Genomic DNA, 26,094 nt, shown 5'->3' on the forward strand with positions numbered 1-26,094 from the left:
CAGACAATTGTCTTCTAGCCTTGCAGTTTTTCACTCCCCCCGGACATTCTGCGCATTTTGCGTTGCAGGGTGCGCAGGTTCAGCCCCAGCTCTTCCGCGGCTTTGCCCCTGTGCCAGCGGCACTTTTCAAGCGCCTGCCTGATCATGCGTTCTTCAAGTTGCAGCACTGCCTGCTCAAGGCTGATGCCCTGGGGCGTGTTGAGCAGCAGGTCGGCCCGTCCGGCATCCCCCAGCGAAAGAAGGGCCTCGTCGCCAAAGGCGAGGTACCGGTCAAGAAAGTTGTGCAGTTCACGCACGTTGCCGGGCCAGTCGTACTGCTCCACAGCCAGCCGCACATGGGGCGGCAGAATAAGGTTCAGTCCGCGTTTTTCAAGCCACGCCTCCACCAGCAGGGCAATGTCGCCGTGGCGTTCGCGCAGGGGCGGCAGGGTGATGGAAAGCACGTTGACGCGGTAATAAAAATCGGAGCGCATGGTTTTTTCGCGCACCATTTTTGAAAGATCCTGGTTGGTTGCCGCAATGAGGCGGAAGGAGGATTCCTTGGGCGTATTGCCGCCCACGGGGGTGTACATTTTGTTTTCAATGGCCCTGAGCAGCTTGACCTGAAGGTGCAGCGGCAGTTCGCCTATTTCGTCCAGAAACAGCGTGCCGCCGTTGGCCGCGCCTATGTAGCCTTCTTTATTGGCATGCGCGCCGGAGAACGCCCCCTTCACATGCCCGAAAAATTCACTCTCCAGCAGTTGCTCGGGGATCGCGCCGCAGTTTACCGGCACATAACGGCCCTTGCGCCCGCTGTATTCGTGAATGCTCTTGGCGGCAAGATCTTTGCCGCAGCCTGTTTCGCCATAAATGATGACGTTGGAATCGGTTTCTGCCGCCTTGAGAATCTGGCTGTACACGCGGCGCATGGGCTCGCTTTTGCCCACAATGTTGCCCAGGCCGTAAAGATTGATAACAGAGGTGCGCAGCTCGCGATTTTCTTCGCGCAGGGCCATCTCCTGAAATTTCTGCTCGCTCACGTCCATGATCAGGCCTTCGAGATACCGCAGAACGCCCGTATCATCGTACACGCCTTCCCCCTGGTCCCACAGCCACTTGACGCGCCCTGAGGGCAGCAAAAGCCGGTACATGACCTGATACGGCTCATGGGCGACAATACTGTCGCGGATGGCTTTGCGGCTGGGGCCGAGGTCATCGGGGTGGGTCATCAGTTCAATGGTGTTGTGATGGTCAAGCACCATGTCTTCGGCTGGCACCCCCAGAAGCTCGTAGCTGCCACGGCTTACAAACTCCAGTTCATATTGAAGATAATCACTTTCCGGCGCGTCTATATTAAGAACGCGGCAACGATAGGCCATGCCGGGCAGGTGATTGAGCAAGCGGCGATAGCTTTTTTCCACATTAATTGGGGGAACTGGGGGCGATGAAAGCATGTGGCGGCAACCTTGCAAAAAATGTCGTTTGTCGCGACACAAATGTCGCTTCCGGGCCGGGATACTAGCGGCATGTGCCATAAAACACAAGCGCTGATGGCGTTGTGAAGCCAAGGGCAATCTGATGGCACTATTAGTGCAATAGGCAGGCCAAATCGCGCGAGGGCAGGGTGCTCTTGCGTTTTTTCAGCCTGGAGGCTTTGAAATGTCACATGAACTCAGTGTTTCTCTCTGCCGCCGCGGCGGCAAGGTGGATCTGGATATGGAGAGCGGCGCGTTTGGCGTGCTCACCATAGACGGCGAAAAGATTCCGCCCGAAGAACGTTCCGGCACGGCCAAAAAGCTCCTGGCCGCCTCTGCCCTGTACTGCTATTGCGCCGCTTTGGACAAGGCTCTGGATACGCGCAACGCCAAGTACGACAAAATCGAGGCCAGGGCCACGCTGCATACCGGCACCGATGATCTGGGCCGGGGCAGGGTAACTGGCATTGATATCGATGTTACCGTGCATCTGGATGAAGAGTACGAATTTATTTTTGACCGGGTGGAAAAGATCATGCGTCAAGGCTGCCTGGTCACGGGTTCGCTGGAGGCCGCCTTCCCCGTGAAGTACAACCTCAGGCTCGCCGACGACGAGGATTAGGAGTCCGGCATGTCCGACCAGAAAAAAAGCATGATCGTTGTGGGCGGCGGCCCTGGCGGTTACACGGCGGCTTTTGCGGCCGCCAAGGCCGGAATGGCCGTAACCCTTGTGGAGTGCGCCGAACTTGGCGGCACCTGCCTCAACAACGGTTGCATTCCCACCAAGACCATCAAGTCGTCTGCGGAAGCTCTGGAGATTGCCCAGCAGGCCGTGCAGTTCGGCGTCAAGATTGAAGGCGGCGTGAGCATTGACCCGCAGGCTGTCTACGAGCGCAAGGAGCGCGTTTGCGCCACCCTGCGTTCTGGCCTTGAAAAAACCTGCGCCGCCCTTGGCGTAACCCTGGTGCGCGGCAAGGGGCGTTTGCTTGGCGGCGGCGCGGTGGAGGTGACCGGCAACGGCGCAAGCTCCAGCCTGTCAGCGGATTACGTCATACTGGCAACGGGTTCGCATCCTGTGAACCTGCCGGGCCTGACAGCCGACCACAAGCACATTCTCACCAGCGACGACGCCCTCAAGCTCATCCACGTGCCTGCCTCCATCATCATTGTGGGCGGCGGCGTCATTGGCTGCGAGCTGGCCTGCATTTATCGGGCGTTCGGTTCCACGGTCACAGTGGTTGAAGGGCAGGACAGGATATTGCCCCTGCCTTCGGTGGATGCAGACATCAGCACTCTACTCCAGCGCGAAATGAAAAAGCGCCGTATTGCGTGCGAACTCGGGCAAACGCTCACCCACGTGCGCGTGGATGAAAACGGCGTCAGCGGCATGCTTGCGCCGTCGCCCTTTGTGAGCGGCTCGCCAGCGAGGCCCGAACGCCCCATCAGCGCCGAGATGGTGCTTGTTTCTGTGGGCCGCGCCTCCATGACCGCCGGGCTGGGCCTCAAGGAAGCCGGTGTTGCCACGGACGAACGCGGCTGGATACGCGCTGATGAATACATGCGCACATCCCTGCCCGGCGTGTACGCCATTGGCGATGCCCTTGGCCCCGCGCGCGTCATGCTGGCCCATGTGGCTGCCGCCGAGGCTCTTTGCGCCGTTAACGACTGCCTGACCGGCGGCAAGGGCGCTCCCATGGATTACCGCTTTGTGCCTTCGGCCATCTTCACCTCGCCAGAAATTGGCTGCGTGGGCATGAGCGAGCAGCAGGCGCGCGATGCAGGCTATGAGGTCAAGACCTCGATTGTGCAGGTGCGCGAACTTGGCAAGGCCCAGGCCATGGGCGCACTGCCCGGCTTCTGCAAGCTGGTGGCGGATGCCAGCGACGGCACCCTGCTTGGCGCGCACATGGCTGGCGCGCACGCCACCGACCTTATTGCCGAAACAACTCTGGCTTTGCGCATGGGCGCTTCCATCAACGACATAGCCACCACCATTCACGCCCATCCCACGCTGGCAGAAGCCATTGGCGACGCTGCCCTGCGTATGGAAGAGGAGTAGTATCATGAAAGATCTTGACCAATTGGCTTTGCCCGAAAATCTGCGCTATACCGACGAACATGTGTGGCTGTGCGTGGAAGGCGAAACCGCCACCGTAGGCATCAGCGACTTTGCCCAGGACCAGCTTGGCGAAATCGCCTTTGTTGACCTGCCTGCCGTGGGTACAACCTACAAAAACGGTCAGGAATTCGGCACCGTTGAATCGCTGAAGTCCGTCAACGCCCTGTTCATGCCTGTTGCCGGGTCTGTGCTTGAAGTGAATGAAACTCTGGAAAGCACGCCCACCCTCGTCAATGCCAAACCTTACAACGAAGGCTGGATGCTGCGCATCCGCATGGACGACCCCGCCGAGGCCGCAACGCTGGCCGACAGCGCCGCCTATCTCAACCTTTTGCGCAAGGGCTAGGGGCAAACGGTGAAAGGCCCTTCCGGCAACGGCCCGAAAAGCGACAGGGGCGCGTGCAGCACCTCTGCGCGGGATGCGGCATATGTACGCAAGGGGCTTTTTCTCGCTGCGCTGACCGGGGTAATTTTCAGTCTTGATGGCCCTATTCTGAAGCAGGGGCTGGTAAAAGAGCCGTTCAGCATACCTGAATTCTGGCTGTTGGCCCCCCTGTTTGCCGCGGGCTGTCACGACATCAGCGCGGCCTGTCTTTCTCTTGTTCTTAATGTGGCCCAGGGCAAGGGGCGGGAGGTGTTCCGCACCTTTTGCAGCAAGCCCGGCAGATACTGCGTCATGGGCGCTTTTATGGGTGCTCCCCTCGGTATGGGCGGCTATCTGATGGGCATTTCGCTGGCAGGGCCAGCCTATGCCTTGCCCATTTCCACCCTGTATCCGGCCATCGCGGCGGTGCTGGCGCGCTTTTTTCTGAAAGAGCGCATTTCCGCAAGGGCCATGTGCGGCCTTGTGCTTTGCGTGGCGGGCGCGTTTACCGTGGGCTGGTCTGCGCCGCAGGGCGGCGTGGGCGGTCAGGCCTTTTATCTGGGGTTGGGGTTCGCCTTTCTGGCCGCCTTTGGCTGGGCATCCGAAGGCGTGTGCGTAACGGCGGGCATGGATTTTATCGAGCCTGTTGTGGCCCTGAATGTCTATCAGATCGTTTCCAGCCTGCTGTATATGCTGGTGATCGTGCCTGCGGCCTTTGTGCTGTTGGGGCGCACTCAGCCGGGGCTGGACGCGGCTGACCTGCTGGCGCAGGCCCTTGCCAGCCCCGGTTTGCCCTTTTGCATAACCGCGGGCCTGGTGGGCTGCGTTTCATACCGCTGCTGGTACACGGCCATGAACATGACCGGCGTGTGCCGGGCCATGGCCCTGAACGTGACCTATGCCCTCTGGGGCATATTGTTCAGCGCACTTTTCACCAACGTTACCGTTACCCGTAATCTTGTGGCGGGCGCGGTGGTGATAGTGGCGGGCATAGTGCTGGTTGTCATGCAGGGCAAGGGCGGAACAGCCTTGCGTCAAACGCAGGAGGGGCTGTGATGCGCGTTCGGCTGCCTTTGCGGCTGGCTGTGGGCAGGTTGCTGCTGGATGGCGCGCCCCGCACTGCCTGTGATGTGTGCGCCGCCCTGAAACCAGAATATGCGGGCGAAAGGCAGATCAATGCGGCGAATATTGAGGCCCAGCTGCAAGCCCTCAAGGGCGTGGGTATTGTGACCGTTTGCAACGAATCCGATCAGGGCGTTGCGTACGGAATCACCCCGGACGGCAGGCAGCGGGTGCTGCGCAATCTCTAGCCTAGGGCCGACCGCGCAAAACGGCAGGCCCGATCAAAACCGGAAAGATCAAACCATCCCCTGCTGAGGAAAGTGCGACGTAATTGTCGCCTCCCTTGCACCGAGAGATGGGGAGTCGAGGGCATCCCGGCAGGGGTTGTTCTTTTATTCCCTAGCGTGGCCTGGAAAAAACAGGTACAGCGGCCCGCGCAAGCCCCAAATGTGCGCGTCAGTGGCTGGTGCGTCACAAGTGTCGCAAAATGCGCGTTCGTGTCGCAACCAGTGCCGCAACATGGGGATACAGAGTAAAAAATATCCTGTAATAGCTGATGATAAGCGGTTTTTTGCAGGAGTTGTGAAAAATGGTATATATTATGCAAAATGACTCACAAAGAATTTCGAAGCACGCGCGACCATCCCGGCAGCCCATTGGCAGCTTTCAGGGGCGTTTGGCTTCTTTTGCGCACCCGGACGGCAGACCGGGACATTCAACAACTCTCACCAAGGAGTGCAGCCGTGCAGCAAACCGATGACTGTGCCTGTTCCGACGCTAAAATAGCAGTCAGGGATTTAACGAAAATGTATGGGGATCTTACCGTTCTGGATAAGGTCAACTTTACCATCAAGCGCGGAGAGCTGGTTTGCATAGTCGGGCCTACGGGATGCGGCAAAACAACCTTTCTCAACTGCATGTCCAAACTCACGGAAACCACCTCCGGCAACATCTACATTGATGGTGAAGTGGCAAATCCGCGCAAGCATAACCTGGCCTTTGTGTTTCAGGAACCAACGGCTCTGCCGTGGCTTACCGTGGAAGAAAACGTGGCCTATGGCATGCGCATAAAAAAGGTTCCGCCCAAGCAGCTCAGGGAACGCCTTGATATGATCCTGGAGATGGTGGGTCTGGAAGATACGGCCAAGCTGTATCCCAACCAGGTTTCGGCCAGCATGATGCAGCGTATCGCCGTGGCGCGCGCCTTTGCCGTGAACCCCGATCTGCTGCTTATGGATGAACCCTACGGCCAGCTTGACGTGAAGCTGCGCTTCTATCTTGAAGACGAGCTTGTGAAGCTGTGGCAGACCCTCAAGAGCACCGTGCTTTTTGTTACGCACAACATTGAAGAAGCCGTGTATGTGGCTGACCGCATCCTGGTGCTGAGCCCCAAGCCCACCAAGGTGAGGGCGGAAGTGGTTGTTGACCTGCCGCGCCCGAGGGATTTCAGGGATCCGCGTTTTGTCGAACTTCGCCGCCAGGTCACAGACCTCATCCGCTGGTGGTAGGAAAAAGGGACAGCTTATGCAATGCAATGAAAAAGTAACCTACCGCAAGCCCATGCGGCTTCGCATCCTGCCGGTTTTGAGCGTTTGTATTTTTCTTGGCGTGTGGCAGATGTGTGTTGGCCCGGCTGACAGCAACGACTGGCGCATTCCCAGCACGCTGCTCAGCTCGCCCTACGACATTTTGAGCCTCATGTTCGACAAGCTCACCAATCCCGCTCCTGACGGCGCAGTGCTGCTGGAGCATGCCTGGACAAGTATGCAGGAAGCCTTTTTGGGCTATGTGCTGGCCCTGATTGTGGGCCTGCCCCTGGGCCTTGCGATGGGCTGGTTCACCACGGTGCGCGGCCTTGTGCGCCCCATATTTGAAATCATCCGGCCCATTCCGCCGGTGGCCTGGATTCCGCTGACCATTTTCTGGTTCGGCATCGGTCTGCCCGGCAAGGTATTTATCATCTGGCTTTCGGGCATCGTGCCGTGCGTCATCAATACCTACACCGGCGTGCGCATGACCAACCCCGTGCATATCCAGATGGCCAGAACCTATGGCGCTTCCGACTGGCAGATATTTACCTCCATCTGCGTTCCTTCCGCGCTGCCCATGGTGTTTGGCGCCTTGCAGATCGCCCTGGCCTACTGCTGGGTGACTCTGGTTGCCGCTGAACTGCTGGCCGCGGACAAGGGCCTTGGCTACCTCATCACCATTGGCCGCATGCTTGGCCGTACCGACCTTGTGATGGTGGGCATGGTGAGCGTGGGTATTGCCGGCGCAATCATCGGTTTCATCATTGACAAGATCGAATCCCGGCTGCTGGCCGGCATCAGGAGATAGCGCCATGCAGTCTTCCTCGGCGTCCAACGGGCAGACCCAGAGCGTCTGCAATGAAACCATCAAGAACACGAAAAAGTACGAGTTTTCGCTGATACGTGCCCTCAAGAGCGAATACTTTCTGTACATCGTTTCGCTGGTGAGCTTTTTCGGCCTGTGGCAGTGGGCTGCCACGTCCAACGTGTTCGGGTACAGCAGCGCGCTGGCCACGCCCTTTCAGGTGGTGGAAAGCCTGCACGACCTGAGCGTCAACAAGCTTTCCGGCCTCGGCCTGCTCGAACATCTGTGGATCAGTACGCGCCGCGTTATCATCGGCTTTTTGATCGCCGCTGGCTTTGGCATCCCGTTGGGTCTGTTCATGGCCTTCAACGAAACGTTCCGCGCCATTGTGAAGCCCATTTTCGACATGTTCAAGCCCATGCCGCCCCTGGCCTGGATTTCTGTGGCCATTCTGTGGTTCGGCATTGGTGAAGCGCCCAAGATTTTCATCATCGTCATTGGCTCCTTTGTGCCGGTGGTGCTCAACTCTTACAGCTGCCTGCAACTCATCGAACCAGAATTTTTCGATGTGGTGCGCATTATCGGCGGCAAGCGCTGGGATGAAATCCGCCTTGTGTGCATTCCCGGCGCACTGCCCGCCATTACGGCTGGTTTGCAGATCGCCATGTCCAGCGCCTGGACATGCGTTGTGGCGGCGGAGCTTGTGAATTCCCGTTCCGGCCTTGGCTACATCATTGTGCAGGGTATGAAGCTGTCCGACCCCGGCATGATTATCGGCGGCATGCTCATTATCACCGCTGTTTCGCTGGTGTTCACCCTGGGGATGGATCTGCTGACCCGCAAGCTGTGCCCCTGGCAGCGTGAAATCGAGAATCTTTAGAGAGCCAAGGAGCTGAACGTGAAAGACACGCAGCCAAAAATTGTCTGTGACAATATAAGCAAAACCTTCATCCAGAAGGGAACCCAGGTGGTTCCGGTTCTGGAAAACATCTCCCTTGAGGTGCGCGACCAGGAGTTTCTGGTCATCCTCGGGCCGGGGCAGTGCGGCAAGACAACCTTGCTGCGCATTCTCGCCGGGCTTGAAACGCCGTCATCCGGCGCAGCCTATCTGGACGGCAAGCAGATTGTGGCCCCCGGCCCGCAGATCGGCCTGGTGTTTCAGAGCTACAAGCTCTTTCCGTGGAAGACTGTGCGCCAGAACGTGGAAATCGGCCTTGAGGTGCGCGGGCTTGAACCTGCGAAGATCCGTGAGATATCCAACCACTATCTTGGCATGGTGGGTCTGCAAGGCTTTGAGGATTACTATCCTCACCAGCTATCGGGCGGCATGAAGCAGCGTGTGGGTATTGCCCGCGCCTATGCTCTCAACCCCGAGGTGCTGCTGCTTGATGAACCCTTTGGCCAGCTTGACGCCCAGACCCGCTTTTTCATGGAGCAGGAAACCGAGCGTATCTGGCACATGGACAAGCGCACCATGATTTTTGTGACCAACAACATTGATGAAGCCCTGTTCCTCGCCGACCGCATCGTCACCATGGAAGACAAGCTGCCGGGGCATGTGCACACCTCGTATGACGTGCCGCTACCGCGCCCGCGCGACACCATGGATCCCGCGTTCCTCGAACTGCGGGCCAGGATTACGGAAGAACAGAAACTTACGCTCTAGCACTGCGCACAGCAGCAAGGGCCGCGCCGCACCTGGGTGCGCCTGCCAGCGGTACGGCCCTTGCCGCGGATGCGGCAGCATAGATTTCTCGGCAAACCTGTATGCACTTGCCGAGGTTGCTCAAGTGGTTTGTTTGAAGGTTCAAGCAGTTGAAAGGTTTTCGTAAAAGCGGATCTGTCCACTAACCAATTAGGAGTCATGCATGAGAAAACTGCTTCTGGTCGCGCTTCTGCTGTGCATGGGCGCTGTCATCTGCGGCGGCCCCGTCGCCACTCTGGCAGCCGACAAGCCCGTTGAAATTTCCACCTGCTGGATGGACGAATCCCCGGGCTTCAACATCTGGTACGCCAAGAAAATGGGTTGGGACAAGGAAGAAGGCCTGGACATCAAGATGTTGCTGTTCAACAGCGGCCCTGCCCAGATGGAAGCCCTGCCCGCCAAGGAATGGGTGCTCGGTTCCACGGGCGTTGGCGGTCAGCTGATCGGCGGCATCCGTTACAATATTTACTCCGTGGCCCCCATCATCAGTGAAGGCGAAGTGCACGTGCTTTACCTGCGCCCCGACAGCCCCGCCGCCAAGGTCAAGGGCTACAACCCCAAGTATCCCAACGTGTACGGCAGCCCTGAAACCGTCAAGGGCATGAAGATCCTGTACACCTCCCAGACCACCGTTCACTACATGATCGGCAAGTGGCTGAGCATCCTTGGCCTTACCGAAGCCGACGTGACCCTGGTGAACATGGAACAGCCCTCTGCCGTGCCTGCTTTTGAAAAGGGCATTGGCGACGCAGTGTGCCTGTGGGCGCCCTTTACCTTTGTGGCTGATTCCCGCAAGTGGCAGCGCGCAGGCTCCATGACCGACATGGACTGCATCACCGTGTCTTCGCTCGTGGGCGACAAAAAATGGTGCGATGAAAATCCCGAACTGGTTGCCAAGTTCCTGCGCGTGTACCTGCGCGGTTCCAACATGCTGCGCGAAGAAGGCCCCAGTCCCCGCATCATCAAGGAATACCGCCAGTACATGAACGAATTCGCCGGCATTCGCATGACTGACGAAGAAGCCAAGCTCGACATCCAGATTCACCCCCGCTGGTCTTATGAAGAAACCATGGCTCTGCTCGACAGATCCAAGGGCGAATCGCAGGCCGACAAGTGGCAGAACTCTGTGGCCGACTTCTTTGGCAGCATCAAGCGCTTCTCGCCTGCTGAAATCAAGAAGTTCAAGGACGCCCAGATCAATACCGACAAGTTCCTCAAGCAGGTTCAGCTGCCCATTCCCAGCTGGAAGTAGCTCCTCCCCCACGGACACGCGCCGGATGTAAATCCGGCAGTACAGGGCCTGTTCTTTGCCTATTGCCGGGCAAGAACAGGCCCCTTACTTTTTATGGCTGGGCAGGGGATGACAGGAGATGACAGCGGATGAGAGTGAAAGGCCGTGCGCGGGGGCAGGGCGGGGGAGACTTTGCCCCCGGCAAAACTCGTGAAGGGTTGCTGCTGGGATTGTTTTTGCGGGAATATTGCGGGTATCCGGTCTGCAATCAGCAATTGGTCTGGCCGCTGATCATTTGCCTTTTTCTTCAGCTCCATCATCCGGCACGGAGGTGGTCACAAGGCCCACGTCCTTGATGCCTGCGCTGCGCACCCTGTCCATCACGCTCATAACCATGCCATAGGAAACATCCTTGTCGGCCCGAACAAAGAGCTGCCGCCCGCTGTCCTTTACCTGCGCGTTCAGGGCATCCGGCAGACTGTCCATGTCTGTTTCCTGCTCGTTGAGAAACAGTGCGCCGCCTGTTTTGACTGTCAGGATAACGTGGTCGTCATCCGTGGGCAGCACTTCGGAGGTCTCCACCTTGGGCAGGGCCACATCAAGCCCTTCGGTCATCATGGGGGCTGTGACCATAAAGATGATCAGCAAGACCAGCATCACGTCCACAAAGGGCGTGACGTTGATATCGGCAACAAAATCGTCGTCGGCGGAAGATGCGGCCATGACTAGCGCTCCTCTGAAAATGCTATGCCGCCAGCGTGTTGTGGCGCTTCGTGTTGCAGGCGGTTGAGCATCTGGCCTGCAAAGTTGATGCATACGCCCTCGATATGGGCCAGTTTGGCGCGGAACACGTTGTAGCCGCACACTGCGGGTATGGCCACAAACAGGCCTACAGCGGTGGCGATGAGCGCCTCGGCAATGCCGGGCGCGACAGTTGCCAGCGAAACGCTCTTCATTTGGGCAATGGCGGTGAAGGAATGCATGATGCCCCACACCGTGCCGAACAGGCCGATAAAGGGGGCAGTGTTGGCGGCGGTGGCAAGCAGGGCCAGGGATGATTTGAGAACGGCCATTTCTTCCGCCACGGCAAAGTGCAGGGCCCTGCGCACATTGTCGTTCAAAAGGCGGTCAACGTCGCCAGTGCGGGAAATACGGTTGAATTCACGGATGGCGCGGCGCGCAATGCCAAAAAGGGGAGAGTGCTTGTCATTTGCCAGCACTGGTAGTGCCCGGCTCAGCTCCCCGGCCTCGTCAAACGCCGCCAGCCCCGCCTGCGTCCGCTGCTGGGCAGTGCGCAGCAACAGCCATTTGCTGCACATATAGGCCCAGCTTGCCACAGACATGCACAAGAGCAGCGCCAGCACGCACTTGGAAACAAATGTTGCCTGCAACACCGCCTGGATCATGGAATCCATTATATCCCCCCAAAAAAAGAATATGAAATTGAAATTCAAAGCTATTGTGTGGTAGTACGCTCCGCAAGCTTTGTCAACCTGACAGCGATAAATTCAAGCAAAACAGTATAATGTTGAGTATGTTACCTGTTGCTGATGAGATCGAAAGAGAATTCCACTACGCACATCACAGGCAACCGCCTGCAATGTTCAGGAATCGTCGTGATGCAGGGAAAGTTCACGTAGTCCAACGCTGTAACGGGCTGCGCCAGCAGGAAAATCCGTTTTCGGACGGCAAAAATCCACGCCAAGGCCTGCGCCTCCAGAATGGGGCAGCCTTCATATTCGCATGTTATGGTGCTGGGTGTGGCGGATTTTCAGTGACAGCAATTAGTTGCAGGTGCGTAAAAAAGAAGGAGGAGTTGTGTTCCTCCTCCTTGCCTGTGGTGGCTGACTGGCTGTAGAGCGTTTTCCCGGCATCAATCCTGAAGCTGCGGGCGGCGCAATCCTGCTGAGACTCGCTGAAAATGTATCTGATCTGTCAGAATACGCTGAACTCAGCCGCAACTAGCTAATAAATCTGCATTAATGAGGCAAGGGTGTGATAATCCAAGGCACTCAGAGCGTCATGCGTACTTCAGTTCATTGTTATGCTTTTTGCAGACTCCCAAAAAATTGCAGCACTACTGATTATCAGGATGCAACGTATGAATTCCATAGCCTGATGGCAGCCGATTCGCTGACAGACCACTGCAAAGGGCAGTTTCCGCATTCGCAGACAAGCCGATATATGTCGTTAACTCTGCCTTCAGGTCTGGATACTTCGACCTTGGGGGCCTTTCCACATTTGATACAGGGATGAATGACAGGGAGATTTTCTTTGTTCATGCGGGCAACATAATCTTCTTGTTGCCAGTAGTCAAAAGGGATTAACCACGAAAGCCTGCCAGGTGCTTGAGTGGGGGCACAGACTGGACGGCTTGAAAGTGGACAGCTCACAGTATCTGTTTGTTTCTCTGTTACCTCATTGGCTTGCTAGACAGGTATTTGCGATCCCCTGTTTGCAAACAGGCTGAAAGGAATAATGAAAATGATAATATGCAATTATTAAAAATGGTTAAACGGGATTTGCCTGCAGATTTATGAAGGGTGGTTTCCGCGTTTGCCAATGCGTACAGTTATGTGACAATAAGGTCAATTGTATATGTAACTGGTGTAGTCTTGTTGTTGGTGTATGTTTTTGTTGGTTTTTTTAATTATAGTAATTTTAGAGACACTGTTAATTTGTTGTGGTACACTGCCAGCAGGTATTGATTGATGGGAGTAGCTATGGAATATCAGCTTGATCTTGTTTCTGTGGCTCTCAAAAGCAGGGGTGAAAAAATATTCACCCTTGCAGATGGTCACGAAATGAAAATCTTGCCAGTGGGCGATGGTAAGACAATGGACATCATCATTGATGATGGTGCTTCATATAAGACAAAAGGAGCAAACGATTTTGTAAAAAAAGTTGAGCAGATATTAGAAGGTAGAGGCATTGCCGGATGGGATGAAACCCGGGAAGGGCAAGACAGTATTGATCAGGTGCTTTCCATGTACAAAAATAATCTTGAATGACGCTTCCTGAACAGTTTTGTGGTGGTGTATGATGCTGCGAGCATTGCACAGGGATGACTTATTCTACAAACAATCCGCACTGGCTTTTATTTTACAACGGACAACGATTATTTGTCTGTGTGAGGAGGTACAATTTTTTTGAACATGAACAGGAGAATGAATTATGCAAATTAACTCAAAACAACGTGCTGAAATAGAACGAATTTTATCTAATTGGAAAAGATATCTAGAAAGTCTTCCGCCAGCATCAGATGATTTGAAATTACATAAATGGCTCGGTATGAATACATCGTTGGTGAAAAAAGATAATTTTAGTAATAAATTGCGGTTTGTAGCAAATGAACTGAGAACACGTCTTGACGCAACGTCATTATAAAGCTGGGTAATAGATAAAAAGGGTGTGATGGGCTGTCCCCATAGGAGGCAACGCTAAAAAGTCCACGGGCTGAGCGTTGTTGTGCTTTGTCGGGGGTAAATCCTTCACACCCTTTTGGGTTGATGATGGTTGCGGGGGAGAATCCCCCGTGCGTTGTAGCTGGTCGGATAAGCCGGTTGCTTTCGGGGTAAGCTGCTGTGTCCGTTCAGGCCGAATTGTTGGTACAAATTGGCTGATACCATGCGGGCTTTTTTGAAGTGCTCTGCACGCAGGCGTTTTAGGGGCTAGTTCAGATAAAAAAGAAGGCCGTGAAAATCACGGCCTTCCTGCATTTTAAATGCGTACTGGACTTACCAGCGACGGGCGGCGGGCTTTTTGGGCTCAGCCTTGTTCACGCGCAGGGCGCGGCCGTCAACTTCTTTGCCGTCAAGGGCAGAGATGGCGTTGATGGCGCTGCTTTCGTCCATTTCAACAAAACCGAAGCCACGGGCGCGGCCGGTTTCGCGATCAGAAATCAGGTTCACGGAAAGAACATCGCCGTAGGGCTTGAAGAGAGCTTCAACGCCGTCCTGAGTGGCAGACCAGGACAAATTACCGACATAAATAGAAGTAGCCATGTGAGACTCCAAGGGGTTAAGGGAGGTAGACTTTCTGCTTGAAGCCTTACCCATGTAAAGTCTCTGGCGAAAAATTTACTATACCCAATCAATGATGTGGAAATATAGGGCGAGGCTTGGAAAATGTCAATGAATGTAATTGGTGGGGAAGAGATATTACAGCTTGAACTTGCAGCTTTTATAAAATTATTATCAGTCTGGTCAGAGAGATAGCATCTAAAAAATTATTTTTTATTATTATTTAGACACTGTAATTTTATGTTGGTATGATAGTTGATTGAAATAGAAAAAATTGGAGTATGTATGAATTATAAATTACGGCTTGTCGCAAATATTCTCACAAGCAAGGAAGAAAAAGTTTTTACCTTTCATGATGGGCAGACAATGTCGATTGAACCCGTGGGCGATGGCAAAACAGTTAATATCTCGCTTGGGGAAGATGAGACGTACAAGACTAAAGGTGCCGACGCCTTTTTGAAAAGGGCGGAAAAAATACTCAAGCAGCGGGCACAAGGTGAATCTGACGAATCCTCACAGAATCATGACGATATATTCAAGATTCTTTCCATGTACGAGGGATGCGGCCAGCGCCGTAGGTGATATGCGACTGAAAATGGCGCGGTTCAGATTATAAGGGTTTGATTTTTTTTATTTTGTGGCTGCTGTGTGTGCTTAAACTGGCTTTGCGCGTTAAGGCAAAGTCAGTTTTTGCGTCTATGGGGTGGAATTATGCCCAGGCAAGGCTTGTCACGGGGGATGCCACACATGGTTGCCTTGGGGGAGAGCCTTTGGGAATTTTCAAAATAATATAGGCTAAAGACTAATTGATATAATAACAAATATAGCTTAACATTATAAGCCAAGGAAGGTTATGGAAAATAAATTTTTGGAGGAAATATGTTTAAGAGGATTGCTCTTGCCATTGCTCTGACTCTGGCGCTTTCAGCACCCGCCATGGCGGAAAATTCCGGATTTTATGTGGGCCTGAAGTTCCTTGACTCCATTCAGAGCACTGGTTCCATGTCCAGAAGCGGTGCGGTTGTTAACGCCTTTGACGTTAAGAATTATTCGCAGAACACGGTGGGAGGCGGCATTTACGCTGGCTATGACTTTTATTCCCTGAACCAGGTCCCCTTGCGCGCGGAAATTGAATACGACATCCGCACCAACTCCACCACCAGCTGGGATCTCAAAAACGGCGGCAACGCCGCTGACCTCAAGGGCACCTGGGGCCTCCAGACCCTGTTCCTCAATGCATACTGGGATTTCCACAACGATACGGCCTTCACGCCCTACATTGGCGCGGGCCTTGGCATGGGCTTTCTCAAGAGCAAGTACGAGATTGAAATCCCCGGCGTGGGAAGCGAAAGCACTACGAATCTGAACACGGTATTTGCCTGGAATGCAGGCGCTGGCGTTTCCTATGCCTTTACCGACAACATCTCCGCTGATCTTGCCTACCGGTTTGTGGGTCTGGGATACTCGGAAACCGAAAAGACCATCCTGGGCGAAAAGCAGAAGCTTGGCATGGCCCCCTATGCCAATGAATTCAGCCTTGGCCTGCGGTATACGTTTTAAGCACATTGTTTCATGACCACCTCCCTTCCTGTGGCCGTCCTGCTTGGGCGGCCTTTTTTGTGGGGGAGAGACTCACGGTGGCAATCCGGATGCGAGGGCGCCTGTCGCTGGCTGCTCGTTGAATGGCTGGCATCCGTCTTTAGAGCTGGGTTTGTTTGGGATAGAGTTGCTTGCACAGAGTATGGGGCTGTCTGGCTGGTTGCTAAAAAGAGCAGGTGCAGAGAGCTTTTGGGGCAGGGGGGATAGCAATTTTTGAAGCTGTCACGAAAAGTATCACGGATAGTGATGGTTCAACAAAAGAAAAAGGAGTTACTGTTTCCAGTAACTCCTTGAAATCTGGCGGAGAGGGGGAGATTCGAACTCCCGGTACGCTGTTAACGTACACACGATTTCCAATCGTGCTCCTTAGACCAGCTCGGACACCTCTCCATTCGGTGATGTTCACCGCTCAAAGCCGAATACCTATATAGCAGGCATTCAGGAATTGCAAGAGAAAAAATTGAATCAGGGCAGTTTGTTGCAAAAAAGTTGTCATAAGGGCAACAACCAGCCCCAATGCAGCGCAGCCATTCCTGTTCGCGCACAGAGCATCGAGCCTGGCGAAGCTCCGCAGCACAGCAACGCGCCCAGAGCACTGGCCTCAGCGCAAAGTCCCACAGCACCCAGAGCAAAGGCCCACCCGGAATTCCGGGCGGGCCTTGCATAATATATCAACAGGGCTGCACGCGATCGGCCTTGGCTAATCGTCTTTGCGGTCCTTGTTTTTGGTCTCGTCATCTTTGCGCTTTTTCTTGGTGATCTGCGCGGCGCGGTAAAAAGCCCACAGCCCAAAGACCGCCATAACGGTAATGCCCACAGCGTTGAGTGTCAGGACGTCCATGATCTGATCCTTCTGCCGGCATCAGGCTGCTGAGGCCGCGCCATTGCGCAAGCGCGCGTTCTTGTTCTTGTCAGCAGGGGGTTAACCCATCACGCCTATGGTGCTGAAGCCGCTGTCCACATAGATGACCTGGCCCGTCACAGCGTGGGCAAGGTCAGAGGCGAGGTACAGGGCCGTGCCGCCCACGTCGCCAGTGGTGACGTTGCGGTGCAGCGGGGCGTTGCGGTCAACAATGCTGCACAGATCCTTCATGCTGGAAACAGCAGAAGCGGCAAGGGTCTTGATGGGGCCGGCGCTGATGGCGTTGATGCGGATGCCCTTGGTGCCAAAGTCGCAGGCAAGGTAGCGCACGGAGGCTTCAAGAGCGGCCTTGGCAACGCCCATGACATTGTAGCCGGGAATGACCTTGGTGGAACCGTGATATGTCATGGTAATGATGGAAGAACCCTCGTGCAGCAGGGGTTCAAAAGCGCGACAGACGCCAGTAAGCGAGTAGGCGGAAACGTCCATGGCAAGGCGGAAGCCCTCGCGGGAGGTGTCCACAAAGCGGCCACCCAGGTCTTCGCGGTTGGCAAAGGCCACGGAGTGCACGAGGATGTCCAGGTCGCCCCATTTTTCTTTGACGAGGTCGGCGGCGGCCTGAATCTGCGCGTCATCGCACACATCGCACTGGAAGGTGAATTCACCGCCAAGCTCTTCGCTCAGGGGGTCAACGCGTTTTTTGATGGCATCGCCTACATAGTTGAACGCCAGGCGGGCACCCTGTTCCTTAAGGGCATTGGCAATGCCGTAAGCGATACTTCTATTATTGGCCAAACCCAGTATAAGAGCTTTCTTTCCTTGCAGCAGCATGGATCCTCCTGAAAAAACAATGCGAGCCGAACGAGTCGGCACTAAAGTGTATCAGAACAGCGGCAGCGCGCCTGGGCGAAAAAGCCGCACAATATACGGCGCTGTCGGACAGTGGACGGCAGGTCGATGGTACAGCCCGGCGCTTTTGTGAAAAAAGTGCCTAGGCTGCCACGCCAAAGGCGCGCCCGGCACTGTTGTACCGGACGCGCTCAATTTGTTACTTTGTAAGGATGTCGTAAGCTTCCTGGTAGCGATTCGCCGTGGCCTTGATGATTTCTTCCGGCAAGGCGGGCGGCGGGGGCTGCTTGTTCCAGGGCTGCTTTTCCAGCCAGTCGCGCAGGTACTGCTTGTCGAAGCTCGGCTGGCCCTGACCGGGCTGATACTGGTCAGCGGGCCAGAAGCGGGAAGAATCGGGCGTGAGCACTTCATCAATGAGGTGCAGCTTGCCGTCAATAAAGCCGAATTCAAACTTGGTGTCGGCCACGATAATGCCGCGCCCGGCGGCATAGGTGCGCCCGGCCTCGTAAATGGCAAGCGTGGTGCGCTCAACCTGGGCGGCGGTTTCCGCGCCAAGCAGTTCCGCAGCCTGGGCCACGCTGATGTTTTCATCGTGCTGGCCGAGTTCGGCCTTGGTGGAGGGCGTAAACAGCGCAGGCTCCAGCTTGTCGGATTCGCGCAGGTTGGCGGGCAGCTTGTAGCCGCACAGGGTGCCGGTGGCCTTGTAATCCTTCCAGCCGGAGCCGGTGATGTAGCCGCGCACAATGCATTCCACAGGCAGGGGCTTGGCCTTGCGCACGATGACGGCGCGGCCTTCAAGCTCGTCCTTCCAGGGGGCCAGAGCGGCGGGGAAGCGGTTCACATCGCTTTCAATCAAGTGATTGGGAATGATATCCTTGAACTTTTCCATCCAGAACAGGGTGATCTGGTTAAGAATCACGCCCTTGTAGGGGATGGGTTCGTTCATGATCACGTCAAAGGCCGACATGCGGTCAGTGGTGACAATGAGCAGTGTTTTTTCGTCCACATCATAGATGTCGCGCACTTTCCCGCGAGAAAGAAGGGGATAGGCGCTGATCTCGGTTTTTACCACGACTTTCATGATGGCTCCTGATTCCTCTGGCTCTTGCTATTTCTTCCCGCGCGCTTCAACTGAGCGGGCGTGGGCTTCCAGGCCTTCCAGCCGGGCAAGGGCGGCTATGGACTGCATGTTCTGCTGTAAAAAGGTTGAAGAAGCGGCTACGATGCTGGTCTTTTTGCAGAAGGTCTGCACCGAAAGAGCCGATGAAAAACGCGCCGTTCCCAGTGTAGGCAGCACATGGTTGGGCCCGGCAAAATAGTCGCCCACGGGTTCGGGGCTGTGCTGGCCCATGAATACGGCCCCGGCATGGCGGATAAAGGGCAATACGGCCCAGGGGTCGCGGGTGCACAGTTCAAGGTGCTCCGGGGCCACCATGTTGGCAACCGCCACAGCTACGGAAAGATTGGGCGTAACCACAATGGCGCTCCAGTCTTCCAGCGCGCGGGCGGCGGTGGTGGCTCTGGGCAGGGCGGCGCACTGCTTTTTCAGCTCCTGCTGGAGGGTATCGGCCAGACGGGCATCGTCAGTGATGCAGATAGCCGAGGCCAGAGCATCGTGTTCCGCCTGCGAAAGCATATCCGCAGCGAGCCATGCGGGGTTGGCGGAAGAATCGGCCAGCACGAGCACTTCGCTCGGCCCGGCGATCATATCAATGCCCACAATGCCCTGCACCATGCGCTTGGCAGTGGTGACAAAAATATTGCCCGGCCCGGCAATAACATCCACAGGCTGAATGGTTTGCGTGCCGTAGGCCATGGCCGCAATGGACCATGCCCCGCCAACGCGGTAAACTTCATCAATATCAAGAAGATGCGCTGCGGCAAGAATATGCGGATTAACCGTGCCGTCCTTGCGGGGCGGCGTAAATACCGCCAGGCGCGGCACGCCGGCCACCTGGGCGGGTATGGCGCTCATGAGCAGGCTGGAAACAAGGGGCGTATTGCCACCCTGACCGCCGGGAACATACAGGCCGCCCGCGTCAACAGATGTAACCTGCTGGCCGAGAATGCTGCCGTCCTGGCGGGTGAGAAACCACGATTTCTCAACCTGAGCTTCATGGAAAGAGCGTATGTTGGCCGCAGCCTCGCCGATGATTTCGCGGCTTTCAATGGTGACTGAGGCTGCCGCCTTGGCGATTTCCTGCTCGCTGACGCGCAGGGGCGGGGCAAAATCAGGGCAGTCAAAATTGCGCGTGTACTCCACAAGGGCATCGTCGCCCTTTTGCCGCACAGCGTTGATAATGTCGGTTACGGCGCTTTCCACCCCGTTGCCGGGATTGTGCCGCCCTTGCAGCCACTGGGCCAGCGCGGGCCATTCCTGTTCATGTTGCAGCGTCAAAATTCGGCATGTCATAGTGCTGTTCCTCTTCTGGTTCGGGCAATATACAGAAGCCGCCGCAGAATGTCGAGGCGCAGATGTCTGGCAACTGGCGCAAGTGCTGGCGCTGTGGAGCCGGAACAAAACTTTTTGCAGTTACGGCAGCGCCTTGACAGGGTGGACAAGCATACTTACTTAACGGAAAGCATCGTGACCCCGCCGGGGTCGATTCAGGAGGAAGCATGCAGCGTCATAAAATGAACCACTCATTCGGACAGCAGGGCAGTCAGCAGGGCGGCCAGGCGGATAACCGGGCAGAATGCCAGCCCGAAAGACCGGAAGATGGTTTTCTTGAAGAAGACGGTATTCTGTTCGGTCAAAATGCGGGCAAAAACCCCGCTGCCGATTCCGTGCAGGAGTCTGATACTGCCCCGGCAGACAAGGCGGCCTCAGGCGAAAGCCTTGAAGAACGTTGCAAGGCGGAGCTGACAGAAATGCGCCTGCGCAATGCCGCAGAAATGGACAACTTCAAGAAGCGCCTCACGCGCGAACATGAAGAGCAGATGCGCTACGCGGCTGAAAAGGTCTTGGGCGACCTGCTGCCCACGCTCGACAACCTTGATCTGGCCCTGCGTTACGGCAGCAAGAGCGAAGCCTGCAAAGACATGTTGCAGGGCGTGGCCATGACCCACAAGCTCCTGCTTGATGCGGTGGAAAAGCATGGCCTCAAGCCCCTCGGCGAGGAAGGCGAGGAATTTGATCCCAACGTGCATGAAGCCGTGGGTTTTGAAGACCGCCCCGATTTTGCCCCCAACTCTGTAGCGCGTGTGCTGCAACGGGGTTTCAAGCTGGGCGACCGTTTGCTCCGCCCCGCCAAGGTGATGGTAAAACAGTAAATTTTTTGTGCGCGGCTTTTCGGCCCGGCGGCTTCGGCTGCCGGGCTTTTCTGTTTTTTGCGCTGGTTATGCCGTGCCCAGAAAATGGGCGGCTTCGGCAATGATCTGCCGCAATTGTGATGTCGTTTCCGGTTCGTCCCCCTCATGAGCACTGCCGTTCGTGCCGTAATCGCCACCCACTTGCAGCGCCAGGCCCAGGCGTAGTTCCAGCAGTTCCCCCTCCGCCAGCGGGCAAAAGACAACATCTCTCCGCCCAATGGCGGAAAATGAACGAGGCAGCATCCCCATGCCATCCCCTTGGGCAATGCGGGCCAGCAGCACATCGTGCTCTTCCGGTTCTTCCAGATAAACTGGTGCAAAGCCCACATGGGTGAAAATGCCGCGCATGTGGTCAAAGTACGCGGGATTGTTCTCGCGCCGAAACCAGAAAAGAGGTCTGCCGTTCAGGTCTTGCAGTTTTACTGCGCCGTTGCCTGCATGGGGCAGGCTTGCAACCCATGCCGCGGGCAAAGCTGCCAGCAGCGGTTCTGCATACGGCAGCGGGCTAACATGCACGCCCGCAGCATCAAGCGGCAGAGCCACCAGCGCCGCGTTCAGCCTGCCCCGGCGAACTCCCCGCGCAAGTTGGGGGGATGACTGGCGCACATACCGCACCGGGCTGCCGTTGAGAGTATCAAGTCTTTTTATAAAGCCCGCAAAAATGCCCTGTTCAAAGGCTGTTGTCAGGCCAATGGACAAGGGCGCTTCCGATCCATTCCTGCCATGTCCGAGCCTCTGCAAGCGCAGTCCTGCGGCGTCCTGTGCTTCCAGTACCGGGCGGGCAATGCGTAGCACTTCCAGCCCTGCCTCCGTGAGTGTGAGCCCTCGGCTGTGGCGCTCAAACAGCGTGAGGCCCAGCATTTCTTCCAGATGCCGCATATGGCGGCTCAGGGGCGGCTGGGTCATATACAGCCTGTCAGCGGCGCGTCGCAGGCTGCCTTCTTCTGCAACTACAGAAAAATAGCGCAGCAGCCGCCAGTCGGGGATGTCAAAAAGATCGTTAGCCATGCTTTAAAGGTATCACCAAAAAGGCAAGAGGCAAAGCGCGGGCATGGGCATAAAAGTCTGATCAGGGTCACGGCATTGAGCCAGGCCATTACACCGGAGAATGTCATGCAGACTGATCGTTATGCCGCAGGGCTTGCCATGCTGGAACAGGTTGACGGACGCGGCGGGGAAGAAGTGCTGGAAAGGGTGCGGGCCATTTGCCCAGATTTTGCGCAATACCTTGTGGAATTTCCGTTCGGGGATATCTATTCAAGGCCAGGTCTGGATTTGAAAAAGCGGGAGATCGCCGTTGTGGCGGCCCTGACAGCAATGGGCAACGCGGCCCCGCAACTGCGCGTGCATATTGCGGCTGCCCTGCATGTGGGCTGCACCCGCAAGGAAATACTGGAGGTCATTATGCAGATGGCCGTGTACGCGGGTTTTCCCGCCGCGTTGAACGGCCTGTTTGCCGCCAGGGATGTTTTTGACGGGCAGGATGGGCAGAAAGTGTAGGGCAGACAGGCGTGGCGGTTGCTGTTGGCAGCCGCTGCGTCAGAAAATGGGGAAATGCCGGGCAGAAGCAGAAGCCCGCCATGACGCGGCAAAGTTCAGGAGCAGCTACATGTCTGAATATTTTGCGGCGATGCTGCGGAATTGCTCCTGCATGGCCAAAAAGGCGTCCACCACTTCTGGGTCAAACTGGGTTCCGCGTCCTTCCACAATAATGCGCATGGCTGTTTCGTGCGGCATGGCGGGTTTGTAGACGCGCTTGCTGCGCAGGGCGTCATACACGTCGGCCACGCTCATAAGGCGGGCGGAGAGCGGAATGTCCTTGCCAGCAATGCCGCGTGGGTAGCCCTTGCCGTCCCAACGCTCGTGGTGGCAGTAGGCAATGTCGCTGGCGATGCGCAGAAAGGAATTTTCCCCCAGAAACTTGTCAGCCGAGGCCAGCACAGCACGCCCCAGCGTGGTGTGTTCCTTCATGGCTTCGTATTCCTCATCGGTAAGGGGGCCGGGCTTGTGCAGCACGGTATCTGCAATGGCGACCTTGCCCACATCATGCAGCGGCGCAGAAAGGTAGAGCCACGAAATGGCATCGGCGTCCAGTTCGTCCCTGTACTCGGGCAGTTGCGAAATATAGACGGCCAGCGCCTTCACGTAGTTCTGCGTGCGTTTGATGTGCGCGCCGGTTTCCGTATCGCGCCATTCCGCAAGGCTTGCCATGGCGTGAATTGTGGCTTCCTGCGTAAGGGCAAGCTGGCGTGTGCGGGCGAGCACCAGATCATTCAGGTGGTCGCGGTAGAGTTTGTATTTGAGCTGGTTGGCTACGCGGTTGCGCACCAGCGAGGAGCGGAAAGGCTTGGTTATGTAATCCTGCGCGCCCAGCGAAAGGCCCTTGGCCTCGTCAGTTTCTTCATTCTGCGCCGTAATGAACATAACCGGGATGTCGCGGGTCTGCGCATCGCTACGCAGACGTTTGCAGACTTCGTAACCGTCCATGCCGGGCATGATGACGTCAAGCAGGATCAGGTCTGGCGGGGGTTGCCGCAGGGCCAGACGCAGGGCGTCCGTGCCGTTTTTGGCAAACATGATTGTGTATTTGTCGCGCAGGCATTCACTGAGAATGCGCAGATTTTCAGGCGCGTCATCCACAAGCAGGATGATGTTGCGCCTGTCTACCTGGGATGGATCGGCGGATTCTTCTGCCCAGCTCATGACTTGCCCCGTGTGAGTACGGGCAGGCGGGCGGCTAGATGTTCGCCCATGCGGCGCACCATGCGGCTTTCTGCCGCTGTGAGCACATCATAGGTTTTGCCCGCCACCGGTTCAGCATCGGCATAAATGCCTCGGGCGATTACGTCGTCGTGGCGGTTTTTGAGTGTCCAGCGCGCTTCAAGCACGGCCTTGGAGTCGAAATTGCCGTCCAGCCTCTGCAAATCCACAAGCAGCACATAGTCGGCGCGGGTGTCGTCGCCCGGCGCAAGCACGTTCAGCCCCACAGCCAGCAAGGGCGGGGTCAGCACTTCCTGCACAACGCGGCGCACGCCATGCCCCACGGGCTCCGCCCAGGCGTGGAATTGCGAAACCACAAGCTCTGTTTCGCCGTTCACACGGCTGACAATGCTGTTGCGGTCAAGGTAATCCGGCACGGTGACCTGCGCCACGCGCAGGTTTTTGCTGGGCAGCGTGTCGGCCTTGACCGGCTCAAGGGCGCTTTCAAGCAGATAATAGCGCGTGGGGGTGCTGCGCGCGCAGCCGCTCAAAAGTGTGAGCAGCACCAGTGAAAGAAAAAGGATTTTGCGTTGCATCAGCGTGTTCCTTGCTTGCCCCGCAGCAGAGCTTCGGGATTACGTTCAAGCATCTCGGCCAGGGCGCGCATGGAGCGCATGGTATCTGTGCTCTCTTTGAGAAGGCGGCGCAGGTCGTTCATGGTGGGCGAATCGCGCCCCAGAATACCCTGAGCCGAAGCTGTGACCACACGTAATTGATCTGCCGCAACAGCCATGCTCTGCATGGCTTCGCGGAAGGAAACCAGCGTGGCTGGCAGTTCTTTTTCAACAGAGACGCTGGCCGTGCTCAGGCTTTTGAGAACCTGTTCCGTATTGGTGCGTATGGCACCCTCGTGCAGAATGCCGTGGGCTTCCTGAAAGGTGTTGGTGAACGCCGTAAGCGCCTTGCCCAGCTTGTCGTCGCTGAGGCCGAGGGCAAGGTTTTGCAGCACGGCGCTGAAGGAATTTACCATCTGCTCCAGCGGCATCTGCGAGAGTGTGCTTTGCAGCGTATCAATGGGCGAGGGAATGGTGGGGATTTCCATATCCGGCGTAGCGGAGCGGAAGTTGGCCGCCGTGGAAGGATAAAAATCAAGCTCCACGCGGTATTGCCCGGTGATGAGGCTTTGCAGTTGCAGCCGTCCTCGCAGGCCGCGCTGCACCATGCGGCGTATGATTTCCTGCTGGAATGACTCGGAGGGCGCGGCGGCGCCGCTGGCGCGCACGAAGCTGCGTTCATCAATGCGGATATAGACGGGGATGGTCACGTTGGAATCACGCGCGTTGGCAACCAGGTTGATGCGCGTGACGCTGCCCATGGGCACGCCCCTGAACACGACCGGCGCGCCCGTGGAAAGCCCGCTGACCGAACCATCAAAGTACATCACATATTCAAGATCATTGCTGAAAAGGCGGCCACCGCCGAGCAGCATGATGCCCAGCACCAGCAGGGCCAGGCCCCCCAGCACAAAAGCGCCGACAGTTGTTTTGTATGACTGCGAGTTCATCGGGATTGTTCCTTGTGCGAAGTTGCAGCGTGCGAAGTTGCCGCCGTAGCGCTTTCGCCTGCGTCTTCATTCCGGTCGCGCATGCCGCCTCTGGTCAGAAAGAGCTTTGCGCTTTGGTCTGTATTGGGGTCTTTCACCAACTCGCTGGGATTGCCGCTGGCAGTGACCGTTCTGCTTTGCGCATCCAGAAAGATGCTGTTTCTGGCTATGGTGAAAATACTCGGCAACTCGTGAGAAACAATAACAAACGTGGTACCAAGACTGTCGCGCAGCTCCAGTATCAGGTCGTCCAGCAGCCGGGAGCTGACAGGGTCAAGCCCTGCGGAAGGCTCGTCCAGAAAGAGAATCTGCGGATCAAGCGCCAGCGCTCGCGCAAGCCCCGCGCGTTTGCGCATGCCGCCGCTGATCTCCGAGGGGTAATAATCCTCAAATCCGGCCAGACCCGCAAGGGCCAGTTTGAGCGAGGCCTGCTCCCTGATTTCATCATCGGTGAGGTCTGTGTACTGCTGCAGGGGCAGCCCCACATTTTCCGCAAGCGTCATGGAACTCCACAGCGCGCCCCCCTGAAAGAGCACGCCCGTATTGCGCATGATGCGGCTGCGGCTTTCTTCCGTGCCCGCCCAGAAATTTTCGCCATTATAGCAAATCTGCCCTTGCTGCGGCTCCTTAAGGCCCATGAGCACGCGCAGCAGGGTGCTTTTACCGCAGCCGGAGCCGCCCATGACCATGAAAATATCGCCCACGCGCACGTCAAACGACACGTTGCGCATGAGCACAAAGGAGCCGAAGGCCACTGTAAGGTCGCGCACCCTGATGCGCACGTCTTCGTCCGGCACGGCAGGGGCCAGGCTGGACGGAGCAGCGCTGGTCGCGTCCGTGTTTGGCAGGATGATGGAGGGCTGGGCGGCGTCAGGCAT

Annotated in this window: 29 protein-coding genes and 1 tRNA gene; 16 read left to right on the top strand and 14 right to left on the bottom strand. The window is 56.5% G+C overall.

Features of this window, described 5'->3' with window-relative positions:
- Nucleotides 1-14: 14 nt before the first annotated feature.
- The gene (locus ACUZ9Q_RS05410; protein ID WP_192111462.1) at nt 15-1,433 is read right to left on the bottom strand and encodes a sigma-54 interaction domain-containing protein; all 1,419 of its coding nucleotides are present in this window, start codon (nt 1,431-1,433) and stop codon (nt 15-17) included.
- 205 nt (nt 1,434-1,638) lie between these two features.
- Here ACUZ9Q_RS05410 and ACUZ9Q_RS05415 point away from each other — a divergent pair, with 205 nt between their 5' ends.
- The 10 genes from ACUZ9Q_RS05415 to ACUZ9Q_RS05460 all read left to right on the top strand — a co-directional run bounded on the left by ACUZ9Q_RS05415 (nt 1,639) and on the right by ACUZ9Q_RS05460 (nt 10,290).
- Nucleotides 1,639-2,076 carry an OsmC family protein gene (locus ACUZ9Q_RS05415; RefSeq protein WP_022658544.1) on the top strand — a complete coding sequence of 146 codons (438 nt, stop codon included), beginning with the start codon at nt 1,639-1,641 and terminating at the stop codon, nt 2,074-2,076.
- A gap of 9 nt (nt 2,077-2,085) precedes the next feature.
- Nucleotides 2,086-3,513 (top strand): dihydrolipoyl dehydrogenase, encoded by a 1,428-nt coding sequence (gene lpdA / locus ACUZ9Q_RS05420; RefSeq protein ID WP_449247461.1) that lies wholly within the window; start codon nt 2,086-2,088, stop codon nt 3,511-3,513.
- Between the two features lie 4 nt (nt 3,514-3,517).
- Nucleotides 3,518-3,919, top strand: coding sequence for a glycine cleavage system protein GcvH (gene gcvH / locus ACUZ9Q_RS05425; RefSeq protein ID WP_022658546.1), 402 nt, complete (start codon nt 3,518-3,520; stop codon nt 3,917-3,919).
- A gap of 9 nt (nt 3,920-3,928) precedes the next feature.
- The gene (locus ACUZ9Q_RS05430) at nt 3,929-4,993 is read left to right on the top strand and encodes a DMT family transporter (protein WP_449247462.1); all 1,065 of its coding nucleotides are present in this window, start codon (nt 3,929-3,931) and stop codon (nt 4,991-4,993) included.
- Nucleotides 4,990-5,247, top strand: coding sequence for a hypothetical protein (locus ACUZ9Q_RS05435; RefSeq protein WP_215647696.1), 258 nt, complete (start codon nt 4,990-4,992; stop codon nt 5,245-5,247). Before ACUZ9Q_RS05430 ends, ACUZ9Q_RS05435 begins: the two co-directional genes overlap by 4 nt.
- Nucleotides 5,248-5,805: 558 nt before the next feature.
- A complete protein-coding gene (locus tag ACUZ9Q_RS05440; RefSeq protein ID WP_022658549.1) occupies nt 5,806-6,507 on the top strand; it encodes an ABC transporter ATP-binding protein in 702 nt (233 codons plus the stop codon).
- Nucleotides 6,508-6,523: 16 nt separating this feature from the next.
- Complete coding sequence (locus ACUZ9Q_RS05445) at nt 6,524-7,336, top strand: ABC transporter permease (RefSeq protein ID WP_227117568.1); 813 nt, start codon at nt 6,524-6,526, stop codon at nt 7,334-7,336.
- A gap of 4 nt (nt 7,337-7,340) precedes the next feature.
- Complete coding sequence (locus ACUZ9Q_RS05450) at nt 7,341-8,213, top strand: ABC transporter permease (protein ID WP_192111467.1); 873 nt, start codon at nt 7,341-7,343, stop codon at nt 8,211-8,213.
- 18 nt (nt 8,214-8,231) lie between these two features.
- Nucleotides 8,232-8,999 (top strand): ABC transporter ATP-binding protein, encoded by a 768-nt coding sequence (locus tag ACUZ9Q_RS05455; RefSeq protein WP_371740799.1) that lies wholly within the window; start codon nt 8,232-8,234, stop codon nt 8,997-8,999.
- A gap of 202 nt (nt 9,000-9,201) precedes the next feature.
- Complete coding sequence (locus ACUZ9Q_RS05460; protein ID WP_192111468.1) at nt 9,202-10,290, top strand: ABC transporter substrate-binding protein; 1,089 nt, start codon at nt 9,202-9,204, stop codon at nt 10,288-10,290.
- Between the two features lie 270 nt (nt 10,291-10,560).
- Here ACUZ9Q_RS05460 and tolR read toward each other — a convergent pair whose 3' ends face one another.
- Together tolR and ACUZ9Q_RS05470 are read right to left on the bottom strand one after the other, a co-directional pair.
- Nucleotides 10,561-10,992, bottom strand: coding sequence for a protein TolR (tolR, locus tag ACUZ9Q_RS05465; RefSeq protein ID WP_449247463.1), 432 nt, complete (start codon nt 10,990-10,992; stop codon nt 10,561-10,563).
- Nucleotides 10,993-10,994: 2 nt separating this feature from the next.
- Nucleotides 10,995-11,684 carry a MotA/TolQ/ExbB proton channel family protein gene (locus tag ACUZ9Q_RS05470; RefSeq protein WP_215647694.1) on the bottom strand — a complete coding sequence of 230 codons (690 nt, stop codon included), beginning with the start codon at nt 11,682-11,684 and terminating at the stop codon, nt 10,995-10,997.
- 1,308 nt (nt 11,685-12,992) lie between these two features.
- Between ACUZ9Q_RS05470 and ACUZ9Q_RS05475 the strand changes: the two genes are divergently transcribed.
- Together ACUZ9Q_RS05475 and ACUZ9Q_RS05480 are read left to right on the top strand one after the other, a co-directional pair.
- Nucleotides 12,993-13,280 (top strand): hypothetical protein, encoded by a 288-nt coding sequence (locus tag ACUZ9Q_RS05475; RefSeq protein ID WP_449247464.1) that lies wholly within the window; start codon nt 12,993-12,995, stop codon nt 13,278-13,280.
- Between the two features lie 163 nt (nt 13,281-13,443).
- Entirely contained in the window at nt 13,444-13,656 is a 213-nt protein-coding gene (locus ACUZ9Q_RS05480; protein WP_192111472.1) for a hypothetical protein, read from the top strand.
- 350 nt (nt 13,657-14,006) lie between these two features.
- Here the strand turns inward: ACUZ9Q_RS05480 and ACUZ9Q_RS05485 are convergent, their stop codons facing one another.
- Entirely contained in the window at nt 14,007-14,273 is a 267-nt protein-coding gene (locus ACUZ9Q_RS05485) for an RNA recognition motif domain-containing protein (protein ID WP_022658563.1), read from the bottom strand.
- Nucleotides 14,274-14,576: 303 nt separating this feature from the next.
- Between ACUZ9Q_RS05485 and ACUZ9Q_RS05490 the strand changes: the two genes are divergently transcribed.
- Both ACUZ9Q_RS05490 and ACUZ9Q_RS05495 read left to right on the top strand, forming a co-directional pair.
- On the top strand, nt 14,577-14,873 hold the full coding sequence (locus ACUZ9Q_RS05490; RefSeq protein ID WP_192111473.1) for a hypothetical protein: 297 nt from the start codon (nt 14,577-14,579) through the stop codon (nt 14,871-14,873).
- Nucleotides 14,874-15,170: 297 nt separating this feature from the next.
- Complete coding sequence (locus ACUZ9Q_RS05495) at nt 15,171-15,851, top strand: outer membrane protein (protein ID WP_192111474.1); 681 nt, start codon at nt 15,171-15,173, stop codon at nt 15,849-15,851.
- Nucleotides 15,852-16,188: 337 nt separating this feature from the next.
- On the opposite strand, the gene ACUZ9Q_RS05500 is transcribed toward ACUZ9Q_RS05495, so the two are convergent.
- From ACUZ9Q_RS05500 to hisD, 5 genes are all read right to left on the bottom strand, one after another.
- Nucleotides 16,189-16,280: transfer RNA gene (locus ACUZ9Q_RS05500), tRNA-Ser, on the bottom strand.
- 310 nt (nt 16,281-16,590) lie between these two features.
- Nucleotides 16,591-16,731 (bottom strand): hypothetical protein, encoded by a 141-nt coding sequence (locus ACUZ9Q_RS05505; RefSeq protein WP_022658565.1) that lies wholly within the window; start codon nt 16,729-16,731, stop codon nt 16,591-16,593.
- Between the two features lie 81 nt (nt 16,732-16,812).
- Complete coding sequence (locus ACUZ9Q_RS05510) at nt 16,813-17,583, bottom strand: enoyl-ACP reductase FabI (RefSeq protein WP_192111475.1); 771 nt, start codon at nt 17,581-17,583, stop codon at nt 16,813-16,815.
- Nucleotides 17,584-17,800: 217 nt separating this feature from the next.
- Entirely contained in the window at nt 17,801-18,682 is an 882-nt protein-coding gene (locus ACUZ9Q_RS05515; RefSeq protein ID WP_192111476.1) for a phosphoribosylaminoimidazolesuccinocarboxamide synthase, read from the bottom strand.
- Nucleotides 18,683-18,709: 27 nt separating this feature from the next.
- Nucleotides 18,710-20,014 (bottom strand): histidinol dehydrogenase, encoded by a 1,305-nt coding sequence (gene hisD, locus ACUZ9Q_RS05520; protein WP_192111477.1) that lies wholly within the window; start codon nt 20,012-20,014, stop codon nt 18,710-18,712.
- Nucleotides 20,015-20,220: 206 nt separating this feature from the next.
- Between hisD and grpE the strand changes: the two genes are divergently transcribed.
- Nucleotides 20,221-20,874 carry a nucleotide exchange factor GrpE gene (gene grpE, locus ACUZ9Q_RS05525; protein WP_225529781.1) on the top strand — a complete coding sequence of 218 codons (654 nt, stop codon included), beginning with the start codon at nt 20,221-20,223 and terminating at the stop codon, nt 20,872-20,874.
- Nucleotides 20,875-20,940: 66 nt separating this feature from the next.
- Here grpE and ACUZ9Q_RS05530 read toward each other — a convergent pair whose 3' ends face one another.
- Nucleotides 20,941-21,921 (bottom strand): LysR family transcriptional regulator, encoded by a 981-nt coding sequence (locus tag ACUZ9Q_RS05530; protein ID WP_449247465.1) that lies wholly within the window; start codon nt 21,919-21,921, stop codon nt 20,941-20,943.
- 105 nt (nt 21,922-22,026) lie between these two features.
- Here ACUZ9Q_RS05530 and ACUZ9Q_RS05535 point away from each other — a divergent pair, with 105 nt between their 5' ends.
- Nucleotides 22,027-22,413, top strand: coding sequence for a carboxymuconolactone decarboxylase family protein (locus ACUZ9Q_RS05535; RefSeq protein ID WP_449247466.1), 387 nt, complete (start codon nt 22,027-22,029; stop codon nt 22,411-22,413).
- 105 nt (nt 22,414-22,518) lie between these two features.
- Here the strand turns inward: ACUZ9Q_RS05535 and ACUZ9Q_RS05540 are convergent, their stop codons facing one another.
- The 4 genes from ACUZ9Q_RS05540 to ACUZ9Q_RS05555 are packed head-to-tail and all read right to left on the bottom strand — an operon-like array spanning nt 22,519 to nt 26,094.
- Nucleotides 22,519-23,616 (bottom strand): HD domain-containing phosphohydrolase, encoded by a 1,098-nt coding sequence (locus ACUZ9Q_RS05540; RefSeq protein WP_227117563.1) that lies wholly within the window; start codon nt 23,614-23,616, stop codon nt 22,519-22,521.
- On the bottom strand, nt 23,613-24,209 hold the full coding sequence (locus ACUZ9Q_RS05545) for a PqiC family protein (protein ID WP_192111480.1): 597 nt from the start codon (nt 24,207-24,209) through the stop codon (nt 23,613-23,615). The genes ACUZ9Q_RS05540 and ACUZ9Q_RS05545 overlap by 4 nt, the downstream gene beginning before the upstream one ends.
- Entirely contained in the window at nt 24,209-25,177 is a 969-nt protein-coding gene (locus tag ACUZ9Q_RS05550) for an MlaD family protein (RefSeq protein ID WP_192111481.1), read from the bottom strand. The genes ACUZ9Q_RS05545 and ACUZ9Q_RS05550 overlap by 1 nt, the downstream gene beginning before the upstream one ends.
- Nucleotides 25,174-26,094 carry an ABC transporter ATP-binding protein gene (locus ACUZ9Q_RS05555; protein ID WP_449247467.1) on the bottom strand — a complete coding sequence of 307 codons (921 nt, stop codon included), beginning with the start codon at nt 26,092-26,094 and terminating at the stop codon, nt 25,174-25,176. Before ACUZ9Q_RS05555 ends, ACUZ9Q_RS05550 begins: the two co-directional genes overlap by 4 nt.

It is taken from the genome of Desulfovibrio desulfopostgatei, assembly GCF_053570645.1.